The sequence below is a fragment of the Maribacter aquimarinus genome (assembly GCF_047345505.1).
Classification (GTDB): Bacteria; Bacteroidota; Bacteroidia; order Flavobacteriales; family Flavobacteriaceae; genus Maribacter.
Genome location: NZ_JBLFEO010000018.1, coordinates 91,258 through 105,149, shown reverse-complemented (window position 1 = coordinate 105,149; position 13,892 = coordinate 91,258). Strand labels below are relative to the sequence as shown.

Here is a 13,892-nt window from a genome sequence, read left to right as displayed (position 1 = left end):
GTGGATTTGAACCCCTTCCTGGACAACACGGACGACCAACAGATCACGGCCTTCAGCCTTGACAATGCAACGGACGTGCTCACCTTGACCTTGGAGGACGGTGGCACCCAGACGGTGGACTTCACCGCGGTACTGGCGGCGGCCGGCACGGACGACCAGGCATTGAGCCTGGCCGCGGGCAACATCCTGACCCTGGAGGACGGCGGTACCGTTGACCTGACCCCGTTCCTGGACAATACGGACAACCAAAACCTAAGCATTGGAACAGGTGGCGTTGCCAACCAAAGTGTGGAAGTAGCCATTTCAGGTGGGACGAATGCAGTGGTTGATATTAGAGATGGCGATGCGGACCCTAGTAATGAACTGATTACATCTTTTGGCGTAAATGGCACAGATTTAAGAATTACGGAAGCCGGTGTCAATTTTGATGTTCCGTTATCAGCTCTAGGAAGTGACGACCAGAACGCAGGAGAGGTGGCCGTAACTGATACCGCTGGTAATTTTACGGCTACGGATGTGGAAGGGGCTCTGGCCGAACTTGCTGGAGCGAGTACAGATGACCAAACACTAAGTTGGTTAAACACAGATCTCACCATATCGGAGGGCAATACGGTAGACTTACGATCTTTCACCAACACAGCTAACGTAGATGCCTTTAGTTTTACTTCCAGCGATGGTACTACTGGAGAAAAAGATGTCTTTACCATTACAGATTTGGATAATGGTGGTGGCAGTCAAGATCATAGTTCAGTTTTTAAGGTAGTAAAAAGTGGCACCATATCAAATGTGGATAATGGTTTTAGTTTGATTGAATTAGCCAATACAGGCACTGATCCTGGGGCCAATAAATATTGGATATCTGGACGCAAGACAGATGAAGGTGCACCTTTATGGGGTGTGGATATTACCGATAATGATTTTTGGTCGGAAGGTGGAATTACCCTAGGGGTAACCGGGAATGCAGCAGGCACCTACAGTGGTGGTAATTTTACGGTAACCAATAGCGGTCAGATTACATCTTCGGATTTATCCGGAGTGGGCACTAGAATGGTCGTGGCTGATGCCTCAGGGGTATTATCCACACAATCGGTAGTAGTCAACAGTGACAACCAAAACCTAAGTATTGGAACAGGTGGCGTTGCCAACCAAAGTGTGGAAGTAGCCATTTCAGGTGGTACGAATGCCATAGTGGATATTCGTGATGCGGATGCGGACGCTACCAACGAAATACAAACAGCATCTGAAGTAAATTCCGATACGCCCGTGGATGTGGATGGTGACGGTAATACAGAGGCTACCGTGGAAGATGTGATACAGGATATTGCTCCCATCGTTTCAAAGTCGGCCCGTATATTTTACCCGCCGTCCATTGCTGTGGACGCCTCAACAACGGGAACGGGCAGAACCTTGAACTTGTACACAGAATATACAAACCAGTACGCAACGCCGGCAGTGGCCAGTGCTGGGGCACCGGCGGCCATACCCACTTACGGAGCTACGGAACTGTATTATTACGTGACCTTTTTTGATACCAATGTTTTTGCCAATGTTAGTGTGGATGCCAATGGGCTTATGACCTACGATGTCATTGCGCCTCCAGCAGATTACAATTCGCTCATTAACGTAGTGTTTGTAGTAAAATAATTTAATCACGGCAACCACCTCAGATCGATTTGAAACATATCACTACATATAAAGTTCTGATCCTATGCATTGTTTTTACGGTGCTGGGTACATTGGTGTCCAATGCACAGTTTTTATTGCAGGCGCCCAATAGTACCGATGAAAACAACTACCAATGGTACGAGGCATCGGACACGGCCACGGTTTTGGGAACGGAATTTTTCTTGGAGGTAACGGCCCCGGGGATTTATTTTGCCACCTATGATGGTACCTTGTGCGGGTCCAACGCCACGGGGTATTTCATAGTGACCGATTGCAATACGCCGGACAATCAGGTAACATTGGACATTACGGCAAATGTGCCCGCTTTGGCCACCGTGACCTGGTCTCCCGCAGTATCGGGGAATCCCCAGTCGCCCACGGTAACCGCCACATCTTCCGTGGTAAGGTACACGGCCACGGTGAACAAGGCCGGAAACAATGTGGACCTGCCCAACTTTACCGTGGTCTGTTTGCAGCAGGCAGCCAATTTGCTGGATGACCTGGTGACCACGGATGAGGATGTGCCGCTCGCTCTGGATATCTATGGGAATGATGCAGATTTACCAACAGAGGGTACATTGACCTTCACAGATCCCCTGAACGGAACCGTTTCATTGGATAACGGGGGCACCCCCAACAATCCTATGGATGATGTGCTTACCTACGAGCCAACCCCGGATTACAATGGTCCTGACAGTTTTGACTATACGGTCTGCAACACGGCCGGAGACTGTAGTACGGCCACCGTGACCATTGATGTATTGCCCATTGTGGACGCGTTGCCTGACAATATTGCCATTGCTGAAAATGAGATCAGTGTCTTGAACGGTCTGTTTTTGAACGACAATGATGTGCCCACATTGGGTACTTTCAGTGTTACCCAGCCCACGGCCGGCTCCGTGACCATAGATGACAATGGCACGCCAAACGACCCATCGGACGATGTGGCCACTTACTTCCCAAACAATGCTTTTGTGGGAACGGATACCTTTAACTATACGCTTTGCGACGACAACGGAAATTGCAGTACCACTTCGGTAACGGTGATCGTGAGTCCGTCAGGGGCCGATTTGGATAGTGATGACGATGGCATAGTGGACACCTTTGAGGATTTGAACCTGGATGGCGACAACGATCCCCTTACCGACCCCACCGATACCGATGGGGACGGAATACCCGATTTCTTGGATATTGATAGTGACAACGATGGTATTCCCGACAATGTGGAAGCCCAGGACACCACCAACTACATTGCCCCCAGTGGGGAGGATGCCAATGGCAATGGCGTTGATGATGCCTATGAGGAAAATGGCAATGTTGGCCTCGTACCCGAGGATACGGACTTGGACGGTCTGCCCGATTTTGTGGACGAGGACAGCGACAACGATAATGTTCCCGATAGAATTGAGGCCCATGACTTCAATGGCGATGGTATCGCCGATGTTACCGCAGTGGGTACCGATCAGGACAATGATGGCCTTGATGACGCCTTTGAAGGAGCCAACTTGGTGGACAATCTGGTGAACGAGGGAATCACCGATCCCCTCAATGAACTGCCCAACACGGACAGTGATATGGAGTCGGATTATAGGGACACCGATGACGATGACGACGGTATCGCCACCATTGACGAAGATTTGAACGGAGACGGCAACTACGCCAATGATGACAGCAATGGCAACGGCATACCCAACTACCTGGATCCAGACCTGGGCCAGCAGGGGGAGACCATAGAGGTATTCAACGTGATCACGCCCAACGGGGATGGGGTGCATGACGTACTTAGAATAGAGGGTCTGGAAAACTACCCCACCAATTCCCTCAAGATTTATAACCGTTGGGGCGTACTGGTGTATTCCACCAACGCTTATGGCACTGCCGGAAATGTCTTTGACGGTACCTCTACCGGAAGGGTCACAGTGGCCGCGGACAACAAATTGCCGGTGGGCACCTACTTCTATATCCTGGACTATGAAGTGTCTGAAGGCAATCCAAGAAGTCTTACCGGTTACATCTATATAAACAGATAAACACTATGGCAAGTTCCATTTCATCATATAAAAAACGAACAACGTTGCCATACGGTGTGCTCCTTGTTCTTGGGCTCATGACCTTTTTTGGGCAAGCCCAACAAGACGCACAGTACACCCAGTACATGTACAATACCATTAGTATTAACCCTGCCTATGCCGGTTCAAGGGGGCATATGAGCATTGGTGCCCTGCACCGTTCCCAATGGGTGGGACTGGATGGTGCGCCGGAAACCCAGACCTTTAACATCCATACACCCGTTGGGTATAAGGGGGTGGGCCTGGGGCTCTCGGTGGTGAACGATAACATAGGGCCCACGTCCGAGACCAGTTTTGATTTGGATTTCTCCTATACCGTGCCCACTTCCCGTGAGGGAAAATTGAGCTTTGGCCTAAAGGCCAGTGCCCATCTATTGGACATTAGGTTTTCCGAGCTTAACCAATTTGCACCGGACCAGACCCTGCAACAGGACATTGACAATAGGCTAACCCCAAATTTTGGTGCCGGGGTATATTACCATACCGATCGTTTCTATGCGGGACTGTCCGTGCCCAGATTCTTGCAGACCACCCATTTTGAGGAGTCCTCATTGTCCACCGCAAGGGAACAAATGAATTTTTACCTGATGACGGGGTACGTTTGGGAATGGAGGCGCAATGTAAAGTTTAAGCCCACCGTGCTCACCAAAATGACCCAAGGGGCTCCATTGCAGGTAGATTTGTCGGCCAATTTTATGTTCAATGACAAGTTCATTCTGGGAGCCGCCTACAGATGGGACGCCGCCTTCAGTGCCTTGGTGGGCTTCAACCTATCCAACAATATGCTCATTGGGTTGGCCTATGACCGGGAGACCACGGAATTGGGCGCGGCCGCTTTCAATGATGGTTCCTTTGAAATCATTCTACGGTACGATTTTCTTTTCACCAAAAACAACCTGCGGTCTCCAAGATTCTTTTAAACTTATCTTAAAAAACGGCAATACGTCCTAGTTTCTTTGGGTGCTTCGGGGGCAGATTTGGGGCAAAGGTCTTATTTTTGTCCCATGGAGAAGGAAGAAAAGGTTATTTTGGTTGATGAAAATGACGTGCAGATAGGCACCATGCCCAAAATGGAGGCCCACGAGAAGGCGAGGCTTCACAGGGCATTTTCCGTTTTTGTTCTCAACGAAAAGGGCGAAGTGATGCTACAGCAAAGGGCTTCCCACAAGTATCACTCCCCCTTGCTCTGGACCAACACCTGCTGCAGCCACCAAAGGGTTGGCGAGACCAATGTGGAGGCTGGTAAAAGGAGGCTTATGGAAGAAATGGGCTTCTCCACGGAGCTCAAGGAGCTTTTTTCCTTTATCTACAAAGCCCCTTTTGACAATGGTCTCACGGAGCATGAGCTGGATCACGTCATGATCGGTCGTTACAATGGCGAGCCCAACATCAATCTGGACGAGGTGGGTGGTTGGAAATGGATGACACCAATGGCCATCAAAGAGGATATGGCCCAAAATCCAAAAAAATACACGGCCTGGTTCAAAATTATCTTTGATCGTTTTTATCAGCACGTTTTTCAGAACGCAGAACAGCAATAGAGGCATAAGGCATGTCAAATTTGGTGTACCTGTCCTTGTGGGTAGGGCTTAAACCTCTAGTGGCATCCCGTTGCAAACAGAAAATAATAAGGAATGAAGGTAAAGGTAAGTAGAAGGGCACATTTCAATGCGGCGCACCGTCTGTACAGAAAGGATTGGTCTTTTGAAAAGAACGATTCCGTTTTCGGGAAATGCAACAACCCCAATTTCCACGGGCACAATTATGAGCTTGTGGTGAGTGTTACCGGAAAAATTGATCCTGAAACCGGCTACGTGGTAGATGTAAAGGTTCTCAAGGATTTGATCAAGGAGCATGTTGAAAATGCCTTTGACCATAAAAACCTGAACGTGGAGGTGCCGGAGTTCGCCAACTTGAACCCAACGGCCGAAAACATTGCCGTGGTCACTTGGCAAAAACTGAGGCCCCACTTGGATGCTGCCCTGGAGCTGGAAGTGGTGCTCTACGAAACACCGCGCAATTTTGTGACCTATTCCGGTTGAACATTTTGTTGTTTGAAGCACCACTACATAACCCGGCCAAACCCATCCCGTATGCAAGCTTATCCCCTTAAATTCCGTCCCATCCTCAAAGACCGTCTTTGGGGGGGCACAAAATTAAGAGACGTCCTAAAAAAAGAGATACCCACCGATACCACCGGCGAAAGTTGGGAAATCTCAACCGTTCCCGGAGATGTCTCCGTGGTGGGCAACGGTGCTTATGCCGGGAAGAACATACAAGAACTGTTGGAAGCCTATGGGCCGGATTTTGTGGGCACTTCCGTTCATCGGCGTTTTGGCCGGGAATTTCCCATTTTGATCAAGTTCATTGATGCCAAGCAAGACCTCTCCGTACAGTTGCATCCCAATGATGAACTGGCAAAGGAACGGCACAACTCTTTTGGCAAAACGGAAATGTGGTACGTCATGGATGCCGATCCCGGCGCCCAGCTCATTGTGGGCTTCAACAAAGATGTGACCAAGGAGGAATATGGGGCCGCCCTGGAGAATGACGGACTATTGAACCTGTTGCACTACGAGCAGGTGACCGAGGGCGATACCTTTTTTATCAATACGGGTAAAATCCACGCCATTGGTGCAGGGGTGCTCCTTGCGGAAATCCAACAGACTTCCGATGTTACCTACCGCGTATTTGATTTCAACAGAAGGGACAAAGACGGCAATTTCCGTGAGCTGCACACCGATTTGGCCTTGGATGCCATAGATTACAAGAAGAAGAATGATTTTAAGGTGTCCTTTGAAACAAATGCCAATCGCAGCAATGCTATGGTGGACTGTCCTTATTTTAAAACCCAATTTTTAAGGTTGACGCAAGACCATAATTTGGACACGGCCACGAGGGACAGTTTTACCATCTTGATGTGTGTTGGCGGAAGCGGAGCCGTGCACACGGCCCAGGGCAGGGTGCCCTTGCAAAGGGGAGAAACCGTTTTGGTTCCGGCCTGTGCCGAAAGGATCGGCATCGAAACCTCGGGCGCCACCTTTTTAGAAGTTACCATATAACACCCACTTTGCTTTTTGAAAGTTGTATTTTTACAAAAAAATAGAGTAGTATGTCTAGTATCAGAGATTTAAAAAAGGACATTAACAATGTTCTGGGTTCCATTATTGAGGCGGTGTATATTGTGGAGGCGGCCAACGGCCAAAAAGATTCCAAGGAAGGTTCAAAGATCATAGATGATGCCATAGCCGTGTTTGATGATTTAATCGGCCGGGTCAATGACCGCGGAGTGGATAATAGAAAAGCCCATTTAAAGGCGGTACGGAACGATTTGGAGGCCAAGGCCAAGGGTCTCGCCGAGCAGGTGAACGCCCTGGGATGAGAAAAATAGGAATATCGCAAAAAGCACTGTGAAGCGGTGCTTTTTTAGTTTTAACCCAGATGATGCACTAGATTTTCGTCATAAGGGTGCAATACCATTTCCCCATTGAAAATTGGCCGATAAATGGTGTCTTTTTTCGCCCTACTTCAAAATAAAAATGAGCCGTAGCAGGGCCATACCTGCTTTTTCTTTTTCCTGGCCAAAAAAACAGTTCAATTTTCATGGCTGCATTTTAAACGCGAACTGGTATAAAGCCACATAAAATAAGGACTTTTAAGATGGAAGCATCCCCATTGACGTGGTGCTTGGGAACTTGGATGAGCAATCCGATTTTACCGGGGCTTGCAGCCGCACGGGGAATATTTAATGTACGGTCTGGGTAAAATGGGAGGATAGGGGCTCAGTCCTCTTCTTTTTGGTTCAAATACGTTTGCAGTTCCTGCCCGTATTTGGATCGGGCCACTTCCGGGCTCAGGGAAGTGGCAATGGAATCCAGGTATTTTCGGTTGGCATCCGGTATTTCCTTCAGGGCAATATAGGGGGCTATGTGGTTGTCCCTGTTGGCCAACGCAAAATTAATGGCAAAAGCATAGCCTTTCTGCATGTTCCTTATACTTAGCATTTCAAGCGAATCCATCTCTTTTTCTGTCAGGGGCACTTCGGTCTGGTTGCTCTGCACCATGATCTCCATTCCCCGCTTGTTCAGGTTGCTCATTGTTCTTTGGTATTCTTCCCACTTATCCTGGGTTTTGGATCCCGAAATTTCCGCATTTGCCACAAAGCGGTTCCAATCCGTACGGATGTCTATGGTTCCCCGTTCCCCAAAAAAGGTCAAGCGGTCATTGATGTCGTTGTTGTCCTTTTTGTCCAAATAGAGATAGAATACCTCCGGGCTTTCCAAAGGGGTACTAAAACTAAAATTCCCATCTCCTTTCAATTCAAGGGAATCCAGGGTTACCAGCAGGGTGTCCCTAAGGTGCTGGAGATAGAGCTTTCCTTTTTTGAGACCTTTGATGTTGCCGTTTATGTACATGGTGTCCCCGTCTTTTTCAGAGGCACAGGAACCCAAGATCAAAAGAATCAGAAGGGGGAGCACATTTTTTTTCATAAGGTACTTTTTTGGCGCGTAAATATCCATATTTTTTATGAACTGACCACGGTTTTTGTCATCTGGGGAACCATCTTTTTAAAGGGAAGAGGCCACTTCCATCAAATAAGCGCAAAGAAGGGCCCCGGCGGTGCCCACCACATATCCCAGCACGGCCAAAAGGACGCCCACCGAAGTAAGGGAGGCATGGAACTCGGCCGCCACTACCGGAGCAGATGCGGCCCCGCCAACGTTGGCCTGGCTTCCAACGGCCAAGAAGAAGTAAGGGGCCTTGATGAGTTTGGCCGTAAGTATCAAAAGTCCGGCATGGATGCCTATCCAGATAAAGCCAACGGCAATGAGCCCCGGGTTTTCCAGAACCTTTCCCAAGTCCATCTTCATGCCTATGGTGGCCACCAGGATATAGATAAAGATCCCACCCACCTTACTGGCCCCGGCGCCCTCATAGTTTTTTGCCTTGGTGAAAGACAGGGCAATGCCCGCCGTGGTGGCGATCACCACCATCCAGAAAAACTTGGAACCCAGGAAAGAAAGGAAGCTCTTACTGTCCCTAACGGCCTCCACACCGTTAATGAGCCACGTGCTAATGTGGTCTCCCAAAAAGTGCGCCGTTCCCACTGCCGTGAAAGCCAGGGACAGCATGATCATATAATCTGTCAATGTGGGTACCCTGGTTATTTTTTCAGTGAATGCGGTGACCTTGACCTTTAAAGTCTCAATGGCAGAGGTGTCTGCCTTTAGCCAACGATCTATCTTTTCGGTACGGCCAACCCCGAGCAGTATTATGGCCATCCAGACATTGGCCACAACAATGTCTATGAGCACCATAGCGCCGTATTTTTCCGGATTGTACTGAAAGATCTCCAACATGGCGGCTTGGTTGGCACCACCTCCGATCCAGCTACCGGCTATGGTGGCCAGTCCCCTCCAAATGGCATCAAAATCGTTTCCGCCCACCGTTTCCGGCGAAAAAATGGAGACCACCAGGATGGCAATGGGCCCCCCAATGATAATGCCCGCCGTTCCGGTTAGAAACATGATCAAGGCCTTGGAGCCCAGGTTGGCAATGGCCTTTAGGTCTATGCTCAGGGTCATGAGCACCAGTGCCGCCGGCAACAGGTAGCGGCTGGCCATGTAGTACAGATTGGATCCCTTGTCCGAGAGAATGCCGCTACTGGTGAGCACGGCCGGCAGCAGATAGCAGATGAGCACGGCCGGGACCACCGTGTAGAACTTTTTCCAAAAACCAGTTTTAAGGGAGGACGTATAAAAAATAAGCCCCAAACAAAGGGCCAGTAGGCCTAAGCCAACGGTATCATCTGTAATGAGGGGGAGGTTGCCATTGTCTGCCATGGAAATTGTTTTGCCAAAGTGCCAAATATACTCAAATAATCAGCTTTGTCCTTATGAAATGGGCCACCCCGTGTTCCGTGTTGCTCTTGGTGATGTGATCCGCCACTTCTTTTACCGCTTTCTTGGCATTGTGCACCGCGACACCGGTGCCGCACTGGCGCAACATTTCCATATCATTGTAATTGTCTCCAAAGGCCAGTACATTGGCCAAATGTTCACCGGGTTCAAGGAGCTGGGCAATGGCGGTTGCCTTGTTGGTGCCCTTGGGCGAGAGTTCCAAAAGGGTGTCATTGGAACGGTATATTTGAAGGTGGTGGGCAAATCTGGACCTGAGTTTGTCCTCCAGGGGATCGGCCGTCCCCTTGGTGGCCATCACCATGATCTTGTGTGCTCCCTTTTGTTCTTGTTCCCAACGGTGCAGGGTTGTTTTGGTGGGCTCATAAACGGGCTGGACCTTGGTGTGCTTAATTTCTTTCGTTACCCTTTCCGAGGTGTTTGGGACATACCACCCGTTTTCGTGATACAGGCCCAACAGCGCTTCTTTGTCCCGTGCCAATGCCTCTACTTCCACAGCGGTGCCGGGGGGAATTTCCCGGGAATGCACTTTTTTGCCGTTTTTACAGACCAAGGCCCCATTGTAGCAGATCATCGGTGCATCTAAAATACCAAGGTCCTTCTGGATATACTGCATGGCGCTGGGCATTCTGGCAGATACCAGGATAATGCGCACATGGTCCTTGATGTGGGCCACGGCGTCAATGGTGGTCTGGGAAACGTCGCTCTTGGTGCTGAGCAAGGTCCCGTCCAAATCGGAACAGATCACTTTTACCTTCATGCTATCTGAGTTCTCGATGAAAAATTCGCTTTTGGATTTCCCTTTCTGGTGCTTTGGAAATCAGTGTTGTCCGCCTTGGCCGCCTAGATGTTCAACCAGTAGGTGAGTTTAAGGTTAATGGAACGTGTCCTGGGCATAAAGGTGTTCACAAAATAGTTATCATTGTACACAATGAATAGATCGGAAAGGGGGGCAAAACGCCACTGCAGCCTGGAATTGATGCCAAAATTGTCCCGTTGGTTGCTGTACTGGAAAAGGGAAGACCAGAAGATGGACTTGCTAAAGGTGATGTTTACCCTGGGACTGATCAACCAGATATCTGCACTGGAATGCGGTTGTGGCATGTCCAATCTGTCATACTGTGCCTCAAAGCCGATCAATACCTTGGGTTGCAATCTTATGTTGAAGCCCCCCTCCATGGAGTAGCGGTTTCCATTGAAAAACCCGCCAACGGCCGGTTCCAGAAAATAGGAGAACACTTTTCGCCTATCGGACTCAAATGCCATCTGAAAATTGCTGAAGGTATACCCCAGGTTTCCCGGCAATGGAACGGCGCCTTCTTTTCCCGTGGGCTCAAAATCATCGGTAAGGAAAATAAAGCGTCTGGTAAAGGCTGCGCCCAGCTCTTCCAAGCTTTTGAACTCCGCCCTGGTCTCCAGGGAAATATCATGATCGGTGTACTGATAGTTGAGCCCTGGCCTCCAAATGACCTCATTGAAGAGCTGTACCTCGTAATTGTTCACCTTTCCCTTTTTGGGCCACAACCTGCCCTCAAATATGTTCACCAGCTTAAAAATATCCTTCCGGGGCACAAACCCCAGGTCAGAGGTGAATTCCTCGTCTATCTTCACCGCGTCCACAAAGGCAGAAAAGTAGCGGGTGTTCTTTCCCAAGAAAAAGCCAAGGGAATGATTGCCCTCGTTATCATTGGGCTGGAAGGATTTATGGGCGTAAAACTTACCGATCCAACTGTTGTCTTCGGTGGCCAGGTTGTAATCCAGGCCCACTACCCGGTTAAAGGTTTCTTCCTGGGGCAGAAACCCGCTGGCGTTCACCGCTTGTCTATTAATGAAAAATACCCCCAAGTTGGATCGGGAGAACATTTTCTGCTGTAGGGAGAACATCATGTTGTTGTTGGAGGGGATGCCGTTGGCGGCATCTTCCTCGGTCTGCAGGTTTAGGAAGCCGAGCCTTAGGTCTTTGTTGATCTTGCCGCTGAGTCTGGCCCCACCAATGATCCTGTTCTCAATGGTGTTGTCTGCGGTGTCCCTGGCAATGCCGATCCTTCTGGAAAAGAATGGGTTGGCATCCCGCGTGCCACCGAAGCCCCCGAAGAGGTCGTTGTTGTCTATGAAAAACTGCCGCCGCTCGGGTAGGGCAATCTCAAAACGGGTAAGGTTGGTAATGAAGTTGTCCACTTCTACGGTAGAGAAATCGGGATTTAGCGTAAGGTCCAGGTTAAGGCTGTTGCCCACGGAAATTTTTGCATCCGCCCCTACCTTAAAGTTGTTGGTGGATCCGTCGCCCACATTGTCCTTGATGGTGATGCCATTGATGTAGGGAATCAAGGCGAGGGGCGTACGCGATTTTCCCAAGGGTTTTTCAAAAACCATATCGCCCATAAAGGCCAAGTTGAAAATAAGCTGATTTTGCGGAATGCGCACCCACGTACTGCGCTCATTGACCTGCATGTCAAAACGGTAGCTGTTAAAGCGCCATTTGGTGGTGCCCTCCCTGAACTTAAGGGAGGTCAAGGGTATGATCAGCTCTGCGGTATAATGCTTGTCATAGATTTTGGTCTCGCCCCGCCACTTCATGTCCCAAGAGGTGGTGAACCCCCCTAGGCCCGATCCGCCGTTGGTGATCAAGGCCTCCCGCCGTACCCCGTAAGGGTTTATCCCAAAAAGAAAGGCGTTGGTGCCGTCATTGAAAGTATCGAACAGTAAACTGATATTGTCATTTCCGCCAGCCCTGAAATCGCGTTCCAAGGAGGGGATCACGTAGTCCCTACCTTCGGTATCCAATCTAATGCCTATGTACAGGTTCTTGTCGTCATAGAGCATTTTTATGTCCGTTGGGGCCAATGCCCCTATGGAATCCGTGGGAAAGTACTGTTGAAAATCCCTGGCACTGTCCGCATCTTGCCAAACCGCCTCGTTCAAGGCGCCATCCAACTCAATGGTTTCCGAGGTGAACTTTACCGTAAAGGATTTTTCTGTGGTTTGGGAAACAAGGGCCAGTGAAAAAGAGAAGGTCACAAAGACACTGAAGGTCTTGGTCATTGGAGGTTTTTTGTTTGGCTAAATCTCAAAATTAGGGATTTTCATCCTAAAAAAATCACAACTCAATTGATTTCCCTGTTTTTTTTAACATCGCGTTTGGCCTGTTTTAGGCTTTTCAGCAACATCCATTCAATTTGGCCATTGGTGCTGCGAAACTCATCTGCCGCCCATTTTTCAATGGCCTTCAACGTCTCTTCATTGATTCTCAGGGCAAATGCTTTTTTCTTACTCATGGGTTTTTATAAATGCGGATAGGGCTTTCACCAAGTCGTTGGAGAGCTCAAAATTGGAATCCCTATAGGACTTGAGATTATCCTCCATGTTCTCAATGCTTTTTAAAACGTGGTTCATTTTGGGCACAAGGACCAATTTGGCCGCTGGGAGGGCATTTTGCAGGGCTTTTGCTTCCCCGGGCGTTACCTGTAGGTCTTCTTCACCGTGAACGAGCAGCACGGGCACCTTGAGGTTTGCAATGACTTCCTTGGGGTCGTATGCCATCCAATTTCTTAGAAAATGCTGGTTTTGGGGGGCAAAAAGATTCATCAGGTAGGGCGATACCTTCAAGAGGGTGTCGGTCTCCTTCAATTCCTTTACGTGCGCCGCCGTTACCCTTCCCAAGGTGGAATCCTGCTTGGTCACTTGTTCCGTGATGATCTCTCCTATGGGCCTGGCAGACCCTGCCACGGAAGTAAAACTGCGCAGCTGTTCATTCACGGCCAACATCCCCACCAGCGACCCCTGGCTGTGCCCAACCAAGTGAATGCCATTGAACCTCCCATCTTCCATAAAGTGTTTTATGGCCACTTGCACATCCGCGACAAAATCCTTTAAAAGCGTGCCTTTGAGTTGTGGGGCGTTGGGCAGGTGCGCGGTGCGCTTGTCGTACCGGTAGCAGGCAATGCCCGCTGCATTCAGTGCGTCCGAGAGCATTTTTAGGTAATTGCCCTGGACCATTGGGCCTTGGTTGCCATTGCGGTCCACATTGCCGGAGCCGTGCACCAAGATCGCCAGTGGAACGGGCAGGTCCGTATTTGGCAAACTCAGGGTGCCGGGCAGTGCAATGGCACCATTTTTTAGTTCCATTTCTTCAGTGTACACCCCGGTCTGTCCCAATATGGTGGCATGGAAAAGGGTCATCAGCATTAAAAAGGTATAACGAAGCATAATAGGCTCGATTTTTTTGGCTTTTGGAACTGGT

13 protein-coding genes and 1 pseudogene are annotated in these 13,892 nt (G+C 49.4%); 7 read left to right on the top strand and 7 right to left on the bottom strand.

Annotated features, from left to right (window positions below; translation table 11 throughout):
• The 7 genes and pseudogenes from ACKWCC_RS13335 to ACKWCC_RS13305 form a co-directional block, all read left to right on the top strand.
• Window positions 1–1,644 (top strand): annotated as a pseudogene (locus tag ACKWCC_RS13335) (hypothetical protein); the annotation flags it as partial.
• 29 nt (window positions 1,645–1,673) lie between these two features.
• Window positions 1,674–3,695: a T9SS type B sorting domain-containing protein gene (locus tag ACKWCC_RS13330; protein ID WP_413996442.1), complete on the top strand. Its 2,022-nt coding sequence runs from the start codon at window positions 1,674–1,676 to the stop codon at window positions 3,693–3,695.
• Between the two features lie 5 nt (window positions 3,696–3,700).
• Window positions 3,701–4,654 carry a PorP/SprF family type IX secretion system membrane protein gene (locus ACKWCC_RS13325; RefSeq protein WP_413996441.1) on the top strand — a complete coding sequence of 318 codons (954 nt, stop codon included), beginning with the start codon at window positions 3,701–3,703 and terminating at the stop codon, window positions 4,652–4,654.
• Window positions 4,655–4,738: 84 nt separating this feature from the next.
• A complete protein-coding gene (gene idi, locus ACKWCC_RS13320) occupies window positions 4,739–5,275 on the top strand; it encodes an isopentenyl-diphosphate Delta-isomerase (RefSeq protein WP_413996440.1) in 537 nt (178 codons plus the stop codon).
• A 93-nt stretch (window positions 5,276–5,368) separates the two neighbouring features.
• Entirely contained in the window at window positions 5,369–5,776 is a 408-nt protein-coding gene (locus ACKWCC_RS13315; RefSeq protein ID WP_413996439.1) for a 6-pyruvoyl trahydropterin synthase family protein, read from the top strand.
• A gap of 51 nt (window positions 5,777–5,827) precedes the next feature.
• Window positions 5,828–6,796, top strand: coding sequence for a type I phosphomannose isomerase catalytic subunit (locus tag ACKWCC_RS13310; RefSeq protein WP_413996438.1), 969 nt, complete (start codon window positions 5,828–5,830; stop codon window positions 6,794–6,796).
• A 50-nt stretch (window positions 6,797–6,846) separates the two neighbouring features.
• A complete protein-coding gene (locus tag ACKWCC_RS13305) occupies window positions 6,847–7,116 on the top strand; it encodes a hypothetical protein (RefSeq protein WP_413996437.1) in 270 nt (89 codons plus the stop codon).
• A gap of 67 nt (window positions 7,117–7,183) precedes the next feature.
• Here the strand turns inward: ACKWCC_RS13305 and ACKWCC_RS13300 are convergent, their stop codons facing one another.
• The 7 genes from ACKWCC_RS13300 to ACKWCC_RS13270 form a co-directional block, all read right to left on the bottom strand.
• On the bottom strand, window positions 7,184–7,339 hold the full coding sequence (locus tag ACKWCC_RS13300; RefSeq protein WP_413996436.1) for a hypothetical protein: 156 nt from the start codon (window positions 7,337–7,339) through the stop codon (window positions 7,184–7,186).
• 177 nt (window positions 7,340–7,516) lie between these two features.
• Entirely contained in the window at window positions 7,517–8,224 is a 708-nt protein-coding gene (locus ACKWCC_RS13295) for a DUF4369 domain-containing protein (protein ID WP_413996435.1), read from the bottom strand.
• Window positions 8,225–8,302: 78 nt separating this feature from the next.
• Window positions 8,303–9,577, bottom strand: a complete 1,275-nt coding sequence (locus ACKWCC_RS13290; RefSeq protein ID WP_413996434.1) for a DUF819 family protein — start codon at window positions 9,575–9,577, stop codon at window positions 8,303–8,305.
• Between the two features lie 31 nt (window positions 9,578–9,608).
• Window positions 9,609–10,412: an HAD family hydrolase gene (locus tag ACKWCC_RS13285; protein WP_413996433.1), complete on the bottom strand. Its 804-nt coding sequence runs from the start codon at window positions 10,410–10,412 to the stop codon at window positions 9,609–9,611.
• 83 nt (window positions 10,413–10,495) lie between these two features.
• Window positions 10,496–12,694 (bottom strand): DUF5916 domain-containing protein, encoded by a 2,199-nt coding sequence (locus ACKWCC_RS13280; RefSeq protein WP_413996432.1) that lies wholly within the window; start codon window positions 12,692–12,694, stop codon window positions 10,496–10,498.
• 62 nt (window positions 12,695–12,756) lie between these two features.
• Window positions 12,757–12,927, bottom strand: a complete 171-nt coding sequence (locus tag ACKWCC_RS13275; protein WP_413996431.1) for a type II toxin-antitoxin system antitoxin — start codon at window positions 12,925–12,927, stop codon at window positions 12,757–12,759.
• A complete protein-coding gene (locus ACKWCC_RS13270) occupies window positions 12,920–13,858 on the bottom strand; it encodes an alpha/beta hydrolase family protein (protein ID WP_413996430.1) in 939 nt (312 codons plus the stop codon). Before ACKWCC_RS13270 ends, ACKWCC_RS13275 begins: the two co-directional genes overlap by 8 nt.
• Window positions 13,859–13,892 lie beyond the last annotated feature (34 nt).

Excerpts from the sequence above, each read along its gene's own strand:
- ACKWCC_RS13325 (WP_413996441.1), top strand. The coding sequence starts at position 3,701 with ATGGCAAGTTCCATTTCATCATATAAAAAACGAACAACGTTGCCATAC.
- ACKWCC_RS13275 (WP_413996431.1), bottom strand. The coding sequence starts at position 12,927 with ATGAGTAAGAAAAAAGCATTTGCCCTGAGAATCAATGAAGAGACGTTG.
- ACKWCC_RS13280 (WP_413996432.1), bottom strand. The coding sequence starts at position 12,694 with ATGACCAAGACCTTCAGTGTCTTTGTGACCTTCTCTTTTTCACTGGCC.
- ACKWCC_RS13285 (WP_413996433.1), bottom strand. The coding sequence starts at position 10,412 with ATGAAGGTAAAAGTGATCTGTTCCGATTTGGACGGGACCTTGCTCAGC.
- ACKWCC_RS13295 (WP_413996435.1), bottom strand. The coding sequence starts at position 8,224 with ATGAAAAAAAATGTGCTCCCCCTTCTGATTCTTTTGATCTTGGGTTCC.
- ACKWCC_RS13300 (WP_413996436.1), bottom strand. The coding sequence starts at position 7,339 with ATGAAAATTGAACTGTTTTTTTGGCCAGGAAAAAGAAAAAGCAGGTAT.
- ACKWCC_RS13315 (WP_413996439.1), top strand. The coding sequence starts at position 5,369 with ATGAAGGTAAAGGTAAGTAGAAGGGCACATTTCAATGCGGCGCACCGT.
- idi (WP_413996440.1), top strand. The coding sequence starts at position 4,739 with ATGGAGAAGGAAGAAAAGGTTATTTTGGTTGATGAAAATGACGTGCAG.
- ACKWCC_RS13310 (WP_413996438.1), top strand. The coding sequence starts at position 5,828 with ATGCAAGCTTATCCCCTTAAATTCCGTCCCATCCTCAAAGACCGTCTT.
- ACKWCC_RS13290 (WP_413996434.1), bottom strand. The coding sequence starts at position 9,577 with ATGGCAGACAATGGCAACCTCCCCCTCATTACAGATGATACCGTTGGC.
- ACKWCC_RS13270 (WP_413996430.1), bottom strand. The coding sequence starts at position 13,858 with ATGCTTCGTTATACCTTTTTAATGCTGATGACCCTTTTCCATGCCACC.
- ACKWCC_RS13305 (WP_413996437.1), top strand. The coding sequence starts at position 6,847 with ATGTCTAGTATCAGAGATTTAAAAAAGGACATTAACAATGTTCTGGGT.